Here is a 16,965-nt window from a genome sequence, read left to right on the forward strand (position 1 = left end):
TCGGGTCCGGCGCGATCGTTGTGTTGCGGGCCCCTGTCGGGTGGGACGCGCCGGTGCGTCGGGATCCGCGTGACGGACGGGCCCGACGCACCGGCGGTGTGGTTCAGGAGGTGACGGCGGGGATCGCGTCGGCGATGGGGGTGTCCCCGGCGACCAGTTCCAGGGTGTGCCCGGCGGTTGCCGGGGCGTAGAGCAGGGCGAGCAGCACCCGGGCCACGTCGGCGCGGCTGATCGAGCCGGCCTGGACGTGCCGGGCGAGGCTGATCCGGCCGGCGGGTTCGTCGTCGGTGAGCCGGCCGGGCCGTAGCACGGTCACGTCGAGGTCCCGGCCGGTGACGTCGTCCTCGGCGGCTTTCTTGGCCCGCGCGTACGCCGCCCACACCTCGTCGGTGCCGGGTGGGGGTGGGGTGTCCACTCCCATGGAGGAGACCAGCAGGTAGCGGCGCACACCGGCGCGGACGGCGGCGTCGGCGAGCAGGACGGCGGCGCCCCGGTCGACGGTGTCCTTGCGGTCGGCGCCGCTGCCGGGGCCGGCGCCGGCGGCGAACACCACGGCGTCCGCGTCGGTCAGGTGGGTGGCGAGGGTGTCGGCGTCGATGTGTTCCAGGTCGCAGACGACAGGTTCGGCGCCGGCGGCGCGTAGCGCGGCGGCGTGGTCGGGGTTGCGGATCAGCCCGACGGCGGTGTCTCCGCGCCCGGCGAGTTCCCGCTCCAGCAGCTTGGCGATTTTTCCGTGCCCTCCGGCGATGACGACGCGCATGGGCCCAACGTAACCCCCGCCGGGCTGTCCCGCCTGGGCGCCGGCTCGGTTGGGGTGGCGGTTGACGGTGCTGGTGGGTGTGGTTGCCGGGCCGGCGGTGGCAGCATGGACGGGTGAGTGATGCGTTCGAGGCGTTGGTGCGGTTGGTGGGCGCGGGCGGCGTGGTGGTGCTCAGCGGCGCGGGTCTGTCCACCGAGTCGGGTATCCCGGACTATCGGGGGCCCAGCGGGGTGGCGCGTCGGCACACCCCGATGACGTATCAGACGTTCGTCGGGGATGCGGCGGCGCGGCGCCGGTACTGGGCGCGTAGCCACCTGGGGTGGCGGATGATCTCCGGGGCGGCGCCCAACGACGGGCATCGGGCGGTGGCCCGGTTGCAGCGGGCGGGGCTGCTGGGCGGGATCATCACCCAGAACGTCGACGGGCTGCACAGCGCCGCCGGCGCGACCGGCGTGGTGGAGTTGCACGGCCGGCTGGCCGAGGTGGTGTGTCTGGACTGCGGCAACACCACCGGCCGTGACGAGGTGCACCGGCGGTTGACCGAGGCGAACCCGGGCTTCGACGCGCGGGCGGCGCGGGTCAATCCGGACGGGGACGTGGAGTTGCCCGACGAGGCGGTGGCCGGGTTCCGCACGGTCGACTGCGGGATCTGCGGCACCGGGATGGTGAAACCGGATGTGGTGTTCTTCGGTGAGACGGTGCCGGCCCCGCGCGTGGCGCGGTGTTTCGCCCTGGTGGACGGCGCCGGGGCGCTGCTGGTGCTCGGGTCGTCGTTGACGGTGATGTCGGGGCGGCGGTTCGTGCTGCGGGCGGCCCGCCGGGGCATCCCGGTGGGGATCGTCAACCAGGGGGTCACCCGCGGCGACGGGTACGCCTCGGTGCGGGTGGACGCCCCGCTGGGCGCGACGCTGACCGCGTTGGCCGGTCGGCTGGCGGCGGCGGAGCCGGCCGCGGTGGTGACCTCCGCCACCGGCGGGTAGGACACGAACCGGAAACACGGCCGCTGGTAGCGTGGAGGACGCCGGTATCACCCACGTGGGAGAGACCGTTCCGGGCCGAGGGGTCCGGGCGGCGCCGAAGGGGCAGATTCTCCCCGGAACCTCTCAGGCAAAAGGACCACGTGGGCAGGCGCTGTGGAGCGCGTCAGCGCGACTCAGGGGGAGGCCGACCCGTCGACCTCGCCCCACCAAGGAGCGCAGCGCATGACCGCAGAGCAGTTCGCCGACCGGCACATCGGCCCTGGCCCGGACGACGAGCGCCGGATGTTGGAGGCTGTCGGGTACAGCTCCGTCGACGAGCTGATGGACGCCGCGATTCCCGAGGTGATCCGCTGGCACGGCACCCTGGATCTGCCCGCTCCGGCCGGCGAGCGGGAGGCGCTGGCCGAGCTGCGTGCCCTGGCGGCCCGGAACACGGTGGCCGTGTCCATGATCGGCCTGGGTTACCACGGCACGCACACCCCGGCGGTGATCCGCCGTAACGTGCTGGAGAACCCGGCCTGGTACACGGCGTACACGCCGTACCAGCCGGAGATCAGCCAGGGCCGGTTGGAGGCGCTGCTGAACTTCCAGACGATGGTGACGGATCTGACCGGGCTGCCGGTGGCGAATGCCTCGATGCTCGACGAGGGCACCGCCGCGGCGGAGGCGATGACGCTGGCGCGCCGGGCGTCCAAGAGTAAGAGCCCGGTGTACGTGGTGGACGCCGACGCGTTGCCGCAGACCATCGCGGTGATCACCAGCCGGGCCGAGCCGCTGGGCATCGACGTGCGGGTGCTCGACGTGCGGTCCGACGAGTTGCCCGCGGAGTTCTTCGGCCTGCACCTACAGTACCCGGGCGCGTCCGGTGCGGTGCGCGACGACAGCGCCCTGGTCGAGGCGGCGCACGCGGCCGGGGCGTTGGTGACGGTGGCGGCGGACCTGTTGGCGTTGACGTTGCTGCGTGCGCCGGGTGAGATCGGCGCCGACATCGCCGCCGGCACCACGCAGCGGTTCGGCGTGCCGATGGGGTTCGGTGGGCCGCACGCCGGTTACCTGGCGGTGCGTTCGGGCCTGGAGCGGATGCTGCCGGGGCGGCTGGTGGGGGTGTCCCGCGACGCCGACGGCAACCCCGCCTACCGGTTGGCGTTGCAGACCCGCGAGCAGCACATCCGGCGGGAGAAGGCGACCAGCAACATCTGCACCGCGCAGGTGCTGCTGGCGGTGATGGCCGGCATGTACGCGGTCTACCACGGCCCGGACGGGTTGCGCGCCATCGCCCGGCGTACCCACGAGGCGGCGGCGCGGCTCGCGGCGGGGCTGCGCGCCGGTGGGGTTGACGTGGCCGACGTGCCGTTCTTCGACACGGTCACCGCGACGGTGCCGGGTCGGGCCGCCGAGGTGGTGGCCGCCGCCGCGGCGCGGGAGGTGAACCTGCGGCTGGTCGACGCCGACCGGGTCGGGGTGTCCTGCGACGAGACCACCACCGACCGGCATCTGCGGGTGGTGTGGGAGGCGTTCGGGGTCGCCGGGTTCGACGGTGACGTGGACGCGGCGTTGCCGCACGGGTTGGCGCGTACGTCGGCTTTCCTCACCCATCCGGTGTTCCACAGTCACCACTCGGAGACGGCGATGCTGCGCTACCTGCGGCGGCTGGCCGACTTCGACTACGCGCTGGACCGGGGCATGATCCCGTTGGGGTCGTGCACCATGAAGCTCAACGCCACCACGGAGATGGAGGCGATCACCTGGCCGGAGTTCGCGCACCTGCACCCGTTCGCGCCGCCCGGGCAGACCGCCGGCTACCGGGAGCTGATCGGCCAGTTGGAGGGTTGGCTGGCGGAGGTGACCGGCTACGACGCGGTGAGTGTGCAGCCCAACGCCGGGTCGCAGGGTGAGCTGGCCGGGCTGTTGGCGATTCGCGCCTATCACCGCGAGCGTGGCGAGGGGCACCGGGAGGTGTGCCTGATCCCGTCGTCGGCGCACGGCACGAACGCGGCGTCGGCGGTGATGGCCGGGATGCGGGTGGTGGTGGTCGGCTGCGACGCCGACGGCAACATCGACCTGGTCGACCTCGACGCGAAGATCGACAAGCATCGGGACGCGCTCGCGGCGATCATGGTGACGTACCCGTCGACGCACGGGGTGTACGAGACGGGCATCGCGCAGTTGTGCGCGAAGGTCCACGACGCGGGCGGTCAGGTGTACGTCGACGGGGCGAACCTCAACGCTCTGGTCGGGTTCGCCAAGCCGGGCCGGTTCGGGGCGGACGTGTCGCATCTGAACCTGCACAAGACGTTCTGCATTCCGCACGGTGGCGGCGGCCCGGGTGTGGGTCCGGTGGCGGTGCGGTCGCATTTGGCGCCGTTCCTGCCCGGTGACCCGTCGGGTGTGTCGCAGGTGGGCCGGCCGGCGATCTCCGCGGCCCGGTACGGGTCGGCGGGGATCCTGCCGATCCCGTGGGCGTACCTGCGGATGATGGGCGGGGACGGCCTGGCCCGGGCCACGGCGGTGGCGGTGCTGGCGGCGAACTATGTGGCGGTGCGGCTGCGCGGGCACTTCCCGGTGCTGTACGCGGGCAACAAGGGCCTGGTGGCGCACGAGTGCATCCTGGACCTGCGGCCGTTGACCAAGGCCACCGGTGTCAGCGTCGACGATGTGGCGAAGCGGTTGATCGACTACGGGTTCCACGCGCCGACGATGTCGTTCCCGGTGCCGGGGACGCTGATGGTGGAGCCGACGGAGAGCGAGGACCTGGCCGAGCTGGACCGGTTCTGCGATGCGATGATCGCCATCCGGGCGGAGATCGACCGGGTCGGGTCGGGGCAGTGGCCGGCGGGGGACAACCCGCTGGCGAACGCGCCGCACACCGCGGCGATGGTTTCCGGCGACGAGTGGCCGCATCCGTACCCGCGGTCGGTGGGCGCCTACCCGTCCGGTGTGGACCGGGTGGGGAAGTACTGGCCGCCGGTGCGGCGGGTCGACGGCGCGTACGGCGACCGGAACCTGGTGTGTTCGTGTCCGGCGCCGGAGGCGTTCGAGGACTGAGAGCGGCGGGCGCCGGGGCGGTGTAGGTGTCGCCGCCCCGGCCGGCACGCCGACCGGGGCGGTCGGCGCGTACGCTCACTGACGCTGCGTGATGATCTCAGGCGGCGAGGGCGTGGCGGGCCGGACCCCGGTGCGGGGCGATGGTGCGCCCGTCGGGGAGCAGCTCACCGGTGTCCTCGAAAATGATGACACCGTTGCAGAGCAGGCTCCAGCCCTGCTCAGGAAAGCAGGCGAGAATGCGGGCGGCTTCGCGGTCGGTGGCGTCGGCGGAGGGGCAGGTGGGTTGGTGCTGACACATCGGGTTCTCCGGACTGTGGGGGCACTGTGTCATGGTTCACATGACCAGTGACGCACAGTACCAAGCGAAACTGCGCGGCATCGAGCAAGGCCGCGGCTTGGGTGCCCAGAACCGGCTGAACGGATGAGCGGCCCTCACCCGGACGACGTGGAAGCGCTCCCACAGGGGGAGGTCGATGCGCCCGGCGCGCCGCCGGGCTGCCGGGGCCGACTGGTGGAGACCGCCCGGTTGCACTGGCGCACCACCGACGGCGGCGACGCCGCCGACCTGGCCCAACGCTTCCTCACCGCGCACGGCCTGCCGGTCGGCGACCTGACCCGGCCCGCCCGCCACACCCACACCGGCGAGGGGGTGTGCGGGGCCGCGCTGTACCTGTCCGCCGCCGCGGCCACGCACACCATCGGCGTGTCGCCCGGCGCGCCCAGCCCCGCGCCGGCGCTACCCGACCTGGCCGTGGTCGTCTACCGGCACACCGACCGACCGCCACCACCGCCACCCGCGTCGCCGCGCCGGTGGCGGGTGGGTCCCTGGCGGGAGAGCTGGACCCCGGCCGCGCACGCCGCCGCCGTCGACGCGGTCCGCGCCGCCATCGCCCGCGGCGACGTCTACCAGGTAAACCTCGTCGGGCACGCCGCCGCCGACTACACCGGCGACGCGCTGCCCGCCCTGGCCCGCCTCGCGGCGTTGCCCGGCGCCCGCTACGGCGGCACCCTTACCGGCCCCGGCTGGGCCCTGGGCTGCGCCTCCCCGGAAACCCTCATCGCCGTCGAGGGCGGCCGGCTGGTCACCCGCCCGATCAAGGGCACCCGCCCGGCCACCCCCGCCGGCCGCTGCGACCTGCTCGGCTCGGCCAAGGAACGCGCCGAACACATCATGATCGTCGACCTGGAACGCAACGACCTGGCCCGGGTCGCGCGCACCGGCTCGGTGCGCGTGGACGAGTTGTTCGCCGTACGCCGCTGGTGTGACCTGTGGCAGGCGGAGTCGACGGTGTCCGCGGTGCCCGCCGACGGGTTGGGCCTGGCCGATCTGCTGCGCGCGGTGTGCCCGGGCGGGTCGGTCACCGGCGCGCCCAAACACGCCGCCCTGGCGCAGATCGCGGCGCTGGAGCCGGTCGGCCGGGGCGCGGGTATGGGCGCCCTCGGCTGGGTCGCGCCGGGGCGGCTGGACCTGGGGCTGACCATCCGCACCGCCGCCGTCGACGGGCGGCGGCTGCACCTGTGGGCAGGCGGCGGCATCACCTGGGGCAGTGACCCCGCCGCCGAGGTCGCCGAGGCCGCCGCCAAGGCCGCCCCGGTGCGCGCCCTGCTCGCCGCCGGCTGACCGCCCTCAGGTCGTCCTGCGGGTCAGTGGCGGCTGACCGCGGGTGAGCGCCCCGCTGAGGAGTGTCGTGACCGCCGGTGGGGTGACGGCGATGAGCAGCAGGGCGAGCCAGGGGGTGTGCCAGTGCGCGTCGGTGCTGTAGCCGACGTAGGCCGCGGCCGGTCCGATGCCGGCGAGTACGCCGAGCAGTGCGCCGAGCCCGGCGATGAGGGCGCTCTGCGCGGCGGTGACCCGCCGCCGGGTTCGAGGTGTGACCCCTACCGCGATCATCGTGGCCAGGTCGGGGCGTAGTTCCACCGATGCCAGGCCGACGGCGGCGGTGCTGGCGACGAGGGTGACCAGCGCGCTGACCGCGGCGAGCAGGTAGAACATCGTGGTGGTCTGCTCTGCCGGCGCCACCACCCGCGCCGGCGTGACAGTGACCGGCTGATCGAGTGGCCGGCGGGTGTCGAGTTGGGCGCGCAGCAGGACGTCGTTGGCGGCGGCCACCTCCCGGGGCCCGGGTTGGCGGGTGGGATCGACCACCACCGCCCCGGCGACGACGGCCAGGTGCAACCGCTTCGCCGTCGCCGCCGAGATCACCAGGCCGGGTAGTTGTGGGTGGTACTCCCCCCAGGCGGCGAGGACCGCGGGCAGGGCCGGGAGCGGCTCTCCCTCCTTGACCAGGGTGACCTGCGTGCCGGTGATCAGGCTGTCGTTGAACACGACCGCACCGCCGTCGGCGAGGACGGCCTGTTCCCGGTCGCTGGCCGGGCGGCCGGCGACCAGGCGGACCACCTCGGCGCCGCCGACCGCGACCGCGACCTGTTCGGCCGCGGCCGCGAACGCGGGCTCGACGCCCCCGTCGAGGTGCGGGCGCGCGCTCGGCACGTCGGTGGCGGTGGCCGTCCGCAGGGTGACGACATCCCGGGTCGGCAGCGCCGCGGTGAAGCGGCGCAGGCCGTCTTCGCCGAGCAGCCGGACGGTTTCCGCTTCCAGCACGATCTGCCCGGGGCGTGCGCGCGGCTGCTCGGCCGGCGCCCCGCTGCGGGCGTCTCCCACGACTGCCAGGGCGACGCTGCCCGCGGTCGCGGCGGTGACCGCCGCGATGGCCGCCGCGGTACGCAGCCGGTGCCGTGCGCCGTGGCGCAGCGCCAGCCGGCCGGACAGGGGAAGGGCGGCGGCGACCCGGCCGGCGAGGCGTACGAGAGCGGGCGCGCAGGTCACCACACCGGCCAACTGGGTGACACCGCCGAGGGCGAGCAGTTCGACCCTGCCCTCGGGATGCCCGGCGAGCACGAGTGCCGCGGTGCCGGCGACGGCCAGGACCGCGCCGACGGCCAGGGCGGCGAGGTCCACGCGTGAGCGGGTCCGCTGGCCTCCCAGGTCCGCGCGGACCGGTCGGCGTCCGGCGGTGCGGGCGGGCAGCAGTGCCGCGAGGACCCCGATCGTGATCGTCGCGGCTGCCACCGCCGCAACGCTCGGCACGGGTACGGAGACGTCGATGAGGGGGTGGTCGGCGATCGTCTCGATGAGCGGGCCGGCCAGCATGAACGTCAGCAGGCCCGCGCCGGCCCCGGCGACGGCGGCGGCCGTACCCAGGAGCAGTCCACCCGCCAGGACGACCCGCCCGACCTGGGCTCCGGTGCCGCCCGCCGCGGCGATCATGGCCAGGTCCCGGCGCTGTCGCCGGGCGCCGACCACGAACGCCGCGCTCACGAGCAACACGACCTGCGCCCCGGCGAAGGTCGTGACGAGCAGGAATCCCGCTGCCTCCACCGCCTTCTGCGCGGTGCTCGGCTCCACGTCCTTGCGCTGCGTGTAACCGGAGAGCCCTGGGCCGGTGCCGGGCTCCGCCGATGGCCAGTCCTGCCCGGCGGGCAGGTGCACCAGCAGCTTCGCGCGCCGGCCAGACAGGGGGGCCTCGGCGGGGACGAGCAGCCCCGCCACCCGCAGGGAACGGCTCCAGTCGACCACCCCCACCACGGTGAGGTTCCGTTGTGGCATGCCGGCAACCACCTGGTCGCCGCGGCGGACACCGAGCTCGCGGGCCAGCGCCCGGGTCACCGCGACCTCCGCCGCCCCGCGCGGCGCACGGCCGTCGCGCAGCACGTGGCGGCCCTCGTTGAGGGGGTCGTCGAGGTCGGTCGCCTCGTATTCGATCGCGGCAAGCCCGGTGGGCCCGGCGACCACGGTGCGGCCCTGCGTCAACGCGATGGACCGGCTGGCCGGCGGCAGGCCGAGCCGATTCGCGTCACTGCCGTCGACGATCAGGTCGGCCCGCCCCATGCGGAAGTTCACCTCCTGGTCGGAGGTGCCGCTGAGATTCGCCCAACTCACCGCCAGGACCGTGGCGGCGAAGGCGGGCAGGAACAGCATGGTCAGGATCAACACGCTGCGTCCCCGGTGGCGGATCGCCGAACGGCGGGCCACCCGCAGCGCGGCCCGCCATGAACCGACGAACTCGCCGGCGCCGCGGGTCACCCGGTCCTCCCGAGCAGGTGCTCCGGGGTCTGCCTCGGCGCGGTGGCGTCAACCAGCCGCCCGTCGCGCAGGAAGATCGTCCGGTCGGCCCACCCGGCGTAGCGCGGCTCGTGGGTGACCAGCACCCCGGCGGCACCGGCGTCGATACGCGTCCGCAACACCTCCAACACGGCCAGACTCGTCTGCGAGTCCAGTGCGCCGGTGGGCTCGTCGGCCAGGACCAGCCGCCGCTGCCCCACCAACGCGCGGGCGATGGCGACTCTCTGCTGTTGCCCGCCGGAGAGCTGGTCGGGGAATCGGCCTCCCACATCCGCCAGACCCACCTCGGCCAACGCGGCGACGGCTTCGCGCCGCGCCGCCCGCGGGCGCACCCCGGCCAGTTCCCGCGGCAACGCCACGTTCTCCGCCGCGGTCAGGTCGGTGACCAGGTTGTAGTCCTGGAAGACGTACCCGACCCGGTCCCTGCGCAGCCGCGCCAACGCCGTCGCGTCCAGGCCGCCGAGTTCGACACCCTCCACGAACACCGCGCCCGACGTCGGCGCGTCGAGCCCACCGGCCAGGGTCAGCAACGTCGACTTCCCGGACCCCGAGGGCCCCATCACCGCCACCAACTCGCCGGCGGCCACCTCGAAGCTCACCTCGTCCAGGGCGTGGACCGCCTGCTCGCCGTGGCCGTAGACCCGGCTGACCCCCGCGAAACGCAACACCGCCGCGCTCACCGGCCACTCGCCTCGACCTCGGGGTGGTGTTGAACCGTCGGCGTCTTCGTCGATGCCCGGCGGGCTCGTGTGCGGCGCAGCACGGTGGCCTCGACGTGATCCAGCCAGCGGACCTCACTTTCCAGCGTGAAGATCAGATGATCGATGAGGAGCAGCCAGGCGACGTCGTCGTTGTCGTCTGCCTGGCGACGCAGGTCGGTGTAGTCACGCATCTGCCGCATCGACTCGGCCCGCTGCGCCTGGACCACCGCGGCGATGTCCAGGCCCGGCGCGACCGCCGCCATCGCCAACTTGATCGCCAGCTCGTTTCGCGGTCGATCGGTGTCGGTCACCGGCGTGACGAACCAGCCCGCCAGCGCCTCCCGGCCCTGATCGGTGATCGCGAAGACCTCACGGCCGTCGGCGTTGGTGCCGACCGACGCCACATGGCCGTCGCGGATGAGCCGGTCGAGTGTCGTGTAGACCTGCCCCACGTTCAACGTCCAGCTTCCACCGGTGTGGGCGTCGAACTCGCTCTTCACCTGGTAGCCGTACTTCGGGCCGTCGGCGAAGACCGCCAACAGCCCCCACCGCACCGCGCTTCTCTGCATGACGGGGGAGATTACCAAGTAACTACTTACTAGGTAAGTCCCGTCGCAGGAGGTCCGTCAGGGACCGTCCAGGTCCCCTACGCGCTGCCGTCAATGTGCCGGTGACAGTTCGATGCCGGATCGCCCTGGCTCATCGACCTGCCCAGCTACCGGCCGGGCGGGGCGGCGGCGAAGCCGTCCAGGGCGGCGACCACCCGCTCGCCGATGCCCGGGCCGCCACCGTGCCCACCGGTCTCCACGATCTCCAGCCGCGCCTGCGGCCACCGCTGCGCCAACTCCCAGGCGATGTCCGCCGGACCGCTGACATCCAGGCGGCCCTGGACCAGCACACCGGGGATGCCGGCGAGCCGGCCGGCGTCGCGCAGCAGCTGCCCGTCAGGCAGGAAACCCCGGTTGGCGAAGTAGTGGGTGACCAGCCGGGTGAACCCCAACCGGAACACCGGGTCGGCGAAACGGGGACTGGGCTTGAACCCGCCGGCCAGGGACACGTGCACGTCCTCCCAGTCGCACCAGTCGCGCGCGGCCCGCTCCCGCACCGCCGGGTCCGGGTCGTTGACCAACCGGGCGTACGCGGCGGCCAGGTCACCGTCGCGGTCGGCCTGCGGTACCCCGTCGCGGAACCGCGCCCACTCCTGCGGGAACACCCGACCCATGTCCCGGGTGACCCAGCCGATCTCCCGACTGGTGTTGGCGACCACGCTGAACAACACCAACGCGCTGACCCGTCCCGGGTGACGCTGCGCGTACGCCAGGGCCAACGACGACCCCCACGAGGCGCCGCACAGCAGCCACCTGTCGACCCGCAGGTACGCGCGCAACGCCTCCATGTCCGCCAGCAGATGTGCGGTGGTGTTCACCGACAGGTCGGTGGCCGGGTCCGACGCCGGGGGAGTGCTGCGCCCGCAGCCGCGCTGGTCGAACAGCACCACCCGGTAGGCGGCCGGGTCGAACAGCCGTCGCCACGACGCGCCCGCCCCCGAGCCGGGGCCGCCGTGCACCACGAGAGCCGGCCGACCCTCAGGGTTGCCGCAGGTCTCCCAGTAGACCCGCTGCCCGTCACCGACGTCCAACATGCCCTGCGCGTACGGCTCGATCGGCGGATACATCGGCGGCCTCCCACCCGGACAGTTACAACAGCGCTGTTACACTAGGGGACGTGACCGCCCCCCACAAGGACGCCCTCGGCACCCTGCTGCGCCACGTCCTGGACATCCTGGACGGCGACGTCGCCGCCATCCACGCCCGCCTCGGCCTCACCGACTACCGGCCCCGCTACACACCGGTCATCCGCGCACTCCTCGCCGACGGACCCCGACCCATCCGCGACCTCGCCGCCGACATCGGCGTCACCCACTCCGCCGCCAGCCAGACCGTCGCCCAGATGCGCCGCGCCGGCCTCGTCGACCTCACCCCCGGCGCCGACGCCCGCCACCGCATCGTCACCCTCACCGACCGCGCCCACACCCTGCTGCCCGCCGTCGAAGCCGAATGGGCCGCCACCACCACCGCCATCCGCCGCCTCGACACCGAACTGCCCGTGCCCCTGGCCGACGAGCTCCACGCCGTCCTCGCCGCGCTACACCGCCGACCCCTGCGCGACCGCATCACCGACACCGGCCTGCTCCCACCGCCGGTAAGCCACGACTAACCTACCGGGCATGACCATGCGACCGATCCGGATCATCGGCGACCCCGTCCTGCGCACCCCCAGCGAACCCGTCACCAGCTTCGACGCCGACCTGCACGCCCTCGTACAGGACCTGATGGACACCCTGCTCGGCGCACCCGGACGCGCCGGCGTCGCCGCACCCCAGATCGGCGTCAACGCCCAGGTGTTCGTCTACGACGCCGACGGCCACCGCGGCCACCTCATCAACCCCACCCTGGAGACGTCCGACGAACTACAGGACGACGACGAAGGCTGCCTGTCCATCCCCGGCCTCTACTTCCCGACGCCCCGCGCCCTGCACGCCACCGCCCACGGCGTCGACCAGCACGGCCAACCCCGCACCATCACCGGCAGCGGCTTCCTCGCCCGCGCCCTGCAACACGAAACCGACCACCTGCACGGCCGCCTCTACGTCGACACCCTGCGCGGCGACACCCGCCGCCGCGCACTACGGGAAATCCGCGCCGGCCGCTTCGACTCACCCAGCCGCAACCGCTGACCCCACCCGCCGCGTCAACCCGCACTCGGTGAACCCCGCCACCGACGTGAACCCCAACCGCTCGTACAACCGCACCGCCGCCGCGTTGTCCGCCCGCACGTTCAACGTCACATGGTCCACCGACGTGCGCAGCCGCGCGCACAACCCCGCCACCACACCCGCACCCAGACCACGCCCCCGCACATCCGGATGCGTCGTCACATTCCCCAACGCCGCCACCCGCCACCGCGGCGAGAACACATGCACCCCCGCCACCGCCACCAGCCGACCCCGCTCCCGCACCCCCACGTACTGACCCGTCTCCACCATCCGCGGATCGAACCAGTTCCCCGGATACGCCACCGCGTACAACCGCGCCAACTCCGGCAGATCCGCCACCCCCAACGGCTCACCCACCGGCGCCACCGCCGCCAACCGGCCCACATCCGTCAACGCCATCCGGTGATGCGCCGCCGCCTCCGACACCACGTACCAGCGACCCACCGCCGCCTCCAGCCCGGGGGACAGGTGCGCCCACAACCGGGCCGGCAACACCGGCGCCGCCTGCACCAACAGCGCCGACAACTCGGCCACCCGATCCGGCGCCGCGAACGCCAACAACGTCGGCAACTCCACCCCGTGATACAGCAACACCACCTGGTCGCCACGCCGGAACCACGACGTGTACGGCCAGAAGAAATCGTCCAGATCACCCAACTGGTAGGCGTGCAACACCGGATCCCGACCCAACAACCCGGCCAGCACCGCCCGGTCGTGTTCCGCCCGCACCGCCACCGTGATCAGCCCGCCATCCACTGGTCGTAACCCAACCGGGCCACCAACGCCAACACCACCACCAACAGCACCACCCGCACGAACCCCGCACCCCGCCGCAACGCCATCCGCGCCCCCACCATCGCCCCCGCCACATTGCACACCGCCATCGCCGCACCCAACAACCACCACACATGCCCGGTCAACCCGAATACCACCAACGCACCCAGATTCGTGCCCGCGTTGACCACCTTCGCCATCGCCGACGCCCCCACGAAATCCGCACCCAGCAGCGCCGTGAACGCCAACACCAGAAACGTCCCCGTACCCGGCCCGATCAACCCGTCATACAGGGCGATACCCAACCCGGCCACCACCACCGCCACCACCACCCGCGTCGGGGTCCGCCGACCCGGCGACGCCACCACCCCCAACGACGGCCGCACCAGAACGAACACCGCCACCGCCACCAACACCACAAGCACCACCGGCCGGTACGCGCTGCCCGGCACCGAACCCGCCAACGCCGCACCCAACCCCGCCGTCACCACCGCCAACCCCGCCGCCGGACCCGCCACCGCCCAATCAAGCTTCGTCCGCCGCGCATACGTCACCGCCGCCGTCGACGTACCGAAAATCGCCGCCAACTTGTTCGTCCCCAACGCCGTCGCCACCGGCAGCCCCGGCGCCGCCACCAACAACGCCGGCAACAACAACAGACCACCACCACCCACCACGGCGTCCACCCACCCCGCCAGCGCAGCGGCGGCCAACAACGTCGTCAACGACACGGCATCCACCAGCCGCATTCTGCCGACCCGGCCACCAGCGGCAACGCCACCTGTGGCCAGCCTCACCGCTGCCGACGACGCCGCAACCACAACCCCACCGACGCCACCGCCACGAACACCAGCACCGAACAGCACAGAAGTTTCAGCACCCGGCAAGACTCCCACGAAGACGTAGGGTGTCCAGGTGCGCCTGGCCACCTTCAATCTGCTGCACGGCCGATCCCTCACCGACGGACTCGTCGACCCCGACCGGCTCACCGCCGCCGTCACCAGCCTCGACGCCGACATCCTCGCCCTTCAGGAAGTCGACCGCGACCAGACCCGCAGCGGAAAACTCGACCTCACCGCCCTGGCCGCCCGCGCCCTGCACGCCGAGCACCACCGCTTCGCCGCCGCCGTCGTCGGCACCCCCGGCGAACACTTCCGCCCCCTCACCCACGACGACGACGGCCACGGCGAACCCCTCTACGGCATCGGACTCATCAGCCGCCACCCCGTACGCTCCTGGCACGTCACCCGGCTACGCGCCGCGCCCGTCCGCTCACCCATCTACGCACCCGGCCCCACCGGCGGACTCATCCTGCTACGCGACGAACCCCGCGTCGTCCTCGCCGCCGTCCTCGACACCCCCCACGGCACCCTCACCGTCGCCGCCACCCACCTGTCCTTCGTCCCCGGCTGGAACGTCTGGCAACTGCGCCGCGTCGTACGCGCCCTGCGCGCCCTACCCGCCCCGCGCATCCTCCTCGGCGACCTCAACCTCCCCGCCGGACCCGCCGCCGCCCTCACCCGCTGGCGGCCCCTCGCCCGACGCCCCACCTACCCGGCCGGGCAACCCCGCGTCCAACTCGACCACGTCCTCGCCGACCGCCACCGACTCGACCAACTCCCACCCGTCACCGCCGTCCACACCCCCCTGTCCACCATCTCCGACCACCGCCCCCTCGTCGTCGACCTCGGCTGACCACCGCCGATCACCCCAACCCGCACTGCCGACCCGCCGCCTCCACCGCGTTGCGGAACAACATCGCCACGGTCGTCGGACCCACCCCACCCACCCGCGGCGTGATCGCCCCCGCCACCCGCGCACACTCCTCGGCCACATCCGGCAGCAACCGCCGACCCGCGTAACGCACCCCACCACCGACCACCACCGCCCCCGCACGCACATGCTCGGGCCGCACGATCCCCGGCACCCCCGCCGCCGCCACCAGGATCTCCGCCCGCCGCGTGTACCGGGGCCAATCCGCCACCCCGGTGTGCACCACCGTCACCGCCGCGTTCGCCGTCGGCCGCTTCTGCCCCAACAACATCGCCAACGGCCGACCCAACGTGGCACCCCGACCCAGCACCACGACCTCCCGACCCGACACCGGCACACCGTGGAACGCCAACAACGCCTCGATCCCCGCCGGCGTACACGGCAACGGACCCGGCAACCCCAACGCCAACCGGCCCATGTTCACCGGATGCATCCCGTCCACGTCCTTGTCCGGATCCAGCTCCGCCAACGCCCGGTCGTAATCCAGGTGCCCCGGAATCGGATGCTGCACCAACACCCCGTGCACACCGGAATCCGCGTTGAAGTCAGCCACCACCGCACGCAGATCCGCCTGCGACGCCGACGCCGGCAGATGCACGTGCGGCGACGCGAACCCCAACGCCGCCGCCTGCCGAGACTTGATCCGGATGTAACCCCTGCTGGCGTCGTCGTCACCCACCAGCACCGTCGCCAACGCCGGCGTCACCCCCGCCGCGCGCAGCCGCGCCACCGACGCGGCGACCTCCGACAACACCCGCTCCGCCACCGGAGCACCCGGCAACAACCGCGCCGACGAACCTGAAGAAGAAGACATGCGACACCTCGCCCGCGGAGGCCCAGGCGGTCGACCCCCACGACGAGCTCCCCGATGGTTCACCCATCCCCGTGCCGCCAGTCGCGTTCCCCTCACCCTGCCACAGCCCGCGCCACCACCGCATCCACCAACGCCTGCCAACCCGGCAACGCCGCCAACAACCCATCCGCCCGCCGCCGCCGATCCGCCACCGACGCCACCCCGAGATCCGCCAACACCGCCTCGAACGCCGGCCGCAACTCCCGCTCCCGCTGCGGCGCCACCGCCCCCAACACCACATGGCACCGCGCGTACGTCACCACCACCCAGAACATCGCCTCCCGGTGCCGACCCGACGCCACCAACTCCCGGGCACCGTCGAACACCACCGGACGCCCCGCAGCACCCAGATCCGCCCCGAACACGAAACCCTCCCGCGGCAGGCGCCCCACCTCGTCGAACACCACCGCCAACCCGGCCAGATGCTCCCGCACCCGGTCCGCACCCACCCACCACCGTCAAACGTCGCCAACAACTCCGCAAACCGGTCCGCGAACCCGAACCGCTCCAGCACCTGCCCCGCCCGCACGTACCGCCGCCGCACCGTCGGATCCGCCAGAGCCGCCACCGCCGGCCACACCGCCACCAACGACGTCGGAAACGCCCACGCCAACACCTGCTGCGCCACCGGCGCCGACACGTCGAACTCCCGCAACCCGCCCTCGATGCGCCGCCGCACCCCGGCACACCGCCGCCGCACCCACGCCGCATCCGCGAACCCCGCCGCCACCGGCCCCCGCAACGCGGCCAGCCGACCCGTCGGATCCGCGATCACCCCATCGGTACGGAACATCGGCGCGAACACCCACGACCCCAACACGTCCTCCGGGCCACCCAGATCCGCCCACGTCACCTCGCTGACCTCCAGCAGCACCCCACGACGGACGAACTTGCCCACCTTCACACCGGGGGAGCGGCGCACCAGCAGCACATCCACATCCGACGACGACGGCAGCACCGCCTCATCCAGCATCCCCACCGTCGACCCGCTGAAGAACGCCCCCTCGACCGACGGATCGGCGCGCATCCGCTCCCGCACCCAGTCGACCGCCACCGCCCGCGCCGCACCCACCCGCATCCACCCGATGCTGCCAACACCACAACCCGGCCGCCAACCCAACACGAACAGTTGCCGGTCGGACACACAACGCCTACACCCGCCGGCCCCTCCAGGCCCGGA

The 16,965-nt window shown here is 73.0% G+C and carries 17 protein-coding genes and 2 riboswitches; of the genes, 6 read left to right on the forward strand and 11 right to left on the reverse strand.

The window, feature by feature from the left end; all coding sequences use genetic code 11:
- Window positions 1-103: 103 nt before the first annotated feature.
- Window positions 104-760 carry an NAD(P)H-binding protein gene (locus tag ACLQ2X_RS03015; protein ID WP_425679353.1) on the reverse strand — a complete coding sequence of 219 codons (657 nt, stop codon included), beginning with the start codon at window positions 758-760 and terminating at the stop codon, window positions 104-106.
- A 113-nt stretch (window positions 761-873) separates the two neighbouring features.
- On the opposite strand from ACLQ2X_RS03015, the gene ACLQ2X_RS03020 reads away from it, so the two are divergent.
- Window positions 874-1,740 (forward strand): NAD-dependent protein deacetylase, encoded by an 867-nt coding sequence (locus ACLQ2X_RS03020; RefSeq protein WP_425679354.1) that lies wholly within the window; start codon window positions 874-876, stop codon window positions 1,738-1,740.
- A 46-nt stretch (window positions 1,741-1,786) separates the two neighbouring features.
- A riboswitch (glycine riboswitch) is annotated at window positions 1,787-1,889 on the forward strand.
- A 73-nt stretch (window positions 1,890-1,962) separates the two neighbouring features.
- Window positions 1,963-4,785, forward strand: a complete 2,823-nt coding sequence (gene gcvP, locus ACLQ2X_RS03025) for an aminomethyl-transferring glycine dehydrogenase (RefSeq protein WP_425679355.1) — start codon at window positions 1,963-1,965, stop codon at window positions 4,783-4,785.
- 97 nt (window positions 4,786-4,882) lie between these two features.
- Here the strand turns inward: gcvP and ACLQ2X_RS03030 are convergent, their stop codons facing one another.
- Window positions 4,883-5,083 carry a DUF5999 family protein gene (locus tag ACLQ2X_RS03030; RefSeq protein ID WP_425679356.1) on the reverse strand — a complete coding sequence of 67 codons (201 nt, stop codon included), beginning with the start codon at window positions 5,081-5,083 and terminating at the stop codon, window positions 4,883-4,885.
- A 123-nt stretch (window positions 5,084-5,206) separates the two neighbouring features.
- Here ACLQ2X_RS03030 and ACLQ2X_RS03035 point away from each other — a divergent pair, with 123 nt between their 5' ends.
- A complete protein-coding gene (locus ACLQ2X_RS03035; RefSeq protein WP_425679357.1) occupies window positions 5,207-6,406 on the forward strand; it encodes a chorismate-binding protein in 1,200 nt (399 codons plus the stop codon).
- Window positions 6,407-6,412: 6 nt separating this feature from the next.
- On the opposite strand, the gene ACLQ2X_RS03040 is transcribed toward ACLQ2X_RS03035, so the two are convergent.
- The 4 genes from ACLQ2X_RS03040 to pip all read right to left on the reverse strand — a co-directional run bounded on the left by ACLQ2X_RS03040 (window position 6,413) and on the right by pip (window position 11,284).
- Window positions 6,413-8,869, reverse strand: coding sequence for an FtsX-like permease family protein (locus tag ACLQ2X_RS03040; RefSeq protein WP_425679358.1), 2,457 nt, complete (start codon window positions 8,867-8,869; stop codon window positions 6,413-6,415).
- Complete coding sequence (locus ACLQ2X_RS03045) at window positions 8,866-9,588, reverse strand: ABC transporter ATP-binding protein (RefSeq protein ID WP_425679359.1); 723 nt, start codon at window positions 9,586-9,588, stop codon at window positions 8,866-8,868. Before ACLQ2X_RS03045 ends, ACLQ2X_RS03040 begins: the two co-directional genes overlap by 4 nt.
- A complete protein-coding gene (locus ACLQ2X_RS03050; RefSeq protein WP_425679360.1) occupies window positions 9,585-10,178 on the reverse strand; it encodes a PadR family transcriptional regulator in 594 nt (197 codons plus the stop codon). Before ACLQ2X_RS03050 ends, ACLQ2X_RS03045 begins: the two co-directional genes overlap by 4 nt.
- 146 nt (window positions 10,179-10,324) lie before the next feature.
- Complete coding sequence (gene pip, locus ACLQ2X_RS03055; RefSeq protein ID WP_425679361.1) at window positions 10,325-11,284, reverse strand: prolyl aminopeptidase; 960 nt, start codon at window positions 11,282-11,284, stop codon at window positions 10,325-10,327.
- A gap of 50 nt (window positions 11,285-11,334) precedes the next feature.
- Here pip and ACLQ2X_RS03060 point away from each other — a divergent pair, with 50 nt between their 5' ends.
- Window positions 11,335-11,826: a MarR family winged helix-turn-helix transcriptional regulator gene (locus ACLQ2X_RS03060; protein WP_425679362.1), complete on the forward strand. Its 492-nt coding sequence runs from the start codon at window positions 11,335-11,337 to the stop codon at window positions 11,824-11,826.
- A gap of 10 nt (window positions 11,827-11,836) precedes the next feature.
- Window positions 11,837-12,346 (forward strand): peptide deformylase, encoded by a 510-nt coding sequence (gene def, locus ACLQ2X_RS03065; protein ID WP_425679363.1) that lies wholly within the window; start codon window positions 11,837-11,839, stop codon window positions 12,344-12,346.
- Here the strand turns inward: def and ACLQ2X_RS03070 are convergent.
- Together ACLQ2X_RS03070 and ACLQ2X_RS03075 are read right to left on the reverse strand one after the other, a co-directional pair.
- A complete protein-coding gene (locus tag ACLQ2X_RS03070; RefSeq protein ID WP_425679364.1) occupies window positions 12,326-13,141 on the reverse strand; it encodes a GNAT family N-acetyltransferase in 816 nt (271 codons plus the stop codon). The genes def and ACLQ2X_RS03070 overlap by 21 nt on opposite strands.
- Window positions 13,126-13,908 carry a sulfite exporter TauE/SafE family protein gene (locus tag ACLQ2X_RS03075; protein WP_425679536.1) on the reverse strand — a complete coding sequence of 261 codons (783 nt, stop codon included), beginning with the start codon at window positions 13,906-13,908 and terminating at the stop codon, window positions 13,126-13,128. Before ACLQ2X_RS03075 ends, ACLQ2X_RS03070 begins: the two co-directional genes overlap by 16 nt.
- A gap of 166 nt (window positions 13,909-14,074) precedes the next feature.
- On the opposite strand from ACLQ2X_RS03075, the gene ACLQ2X_RS03080 reads away from it, so the two are divergent.
- Window positions 14,075-14,854, forward strand: a complete 780-nt coding sequence (locus ACLQ2X_RS03080; protein WP_425679365.1) for an endonuclease/exonuclease/phosphatase family protein — start codon at window positions 14,075-14,077, stop codon at window positions 14,852-14,854.
- Between the two features lie 10 nt (window positions 14,855-14,864).
- Here the strand turns inward: ACLQ2X_RS03080 and ACLQ2X_RS03085 are convergent, their stop codons facing one another.
- From ACLQ2X_RS03085 to ACLQ2X_RS03095, 3 genes are all read right to left on the reverse strand, one after another.
- Window positions 14,865-15,746 carry a bifunctional 5,10-methylenetetrahydrofolate dehydrogenase/5,10-methenyltetrahydrofolate cyclohydrolase gene (locus tag ACLQ2X_RS03085; protein ID WP_425679366.1) on the reverse strand — a complete coding sequence of 294 codons (882 nt, stop codon included), beginning with the start codon at window positions 15,744-15,746 and terminating at the stop codon, window positions 14,865-14,867.
- Window positions 15,747-15,759: 13 nt separating this feature from the next.
- Window positions 15,760-15,841: riboswitch (ZMP/ZTP riboswitch) on the reverse strand.
- Window positions 15,839-16,060 (reverse strand): hypothetical protein, encoded by a 222-nt coding sequence (locus ACLQ2X_RS03090; RefSeq protein WP_425679367.1) that lies wholly within the window; start codon window positions 16,058-16,060, stop codon window positions 15,839-15,841. Its footprint overlaps the riboswitch before it by 3 nt.
- A complete protein-coding gene (locus tag ACLQ2X_RS03095; protein ID WP_425679368.1) occupies window positions 16,042-16,863 on the reverse strand; it encodes a hypothetical protein in 822 nt (273 codons plus the stop codon). The genes ACLQ2X_RS03090 and ACLQ2X_RS03095 overlap by 19 nt, the downstream gene beginning before the upstream one ends.
- Between the last annotated feature and the right edge of the window lie 102 nt (window positions 16,864-16,965).

Origin of the sequence: Micromonospora sp. DT31 (assembly GCF_049841795.1) — a bacterium.
Taxonomy (GTDB): domain Bacteria; phylum Actinomycetota; class Actinomycetes; order Mycobacteriales; family Micromonosporaceae; genus Micromonospora.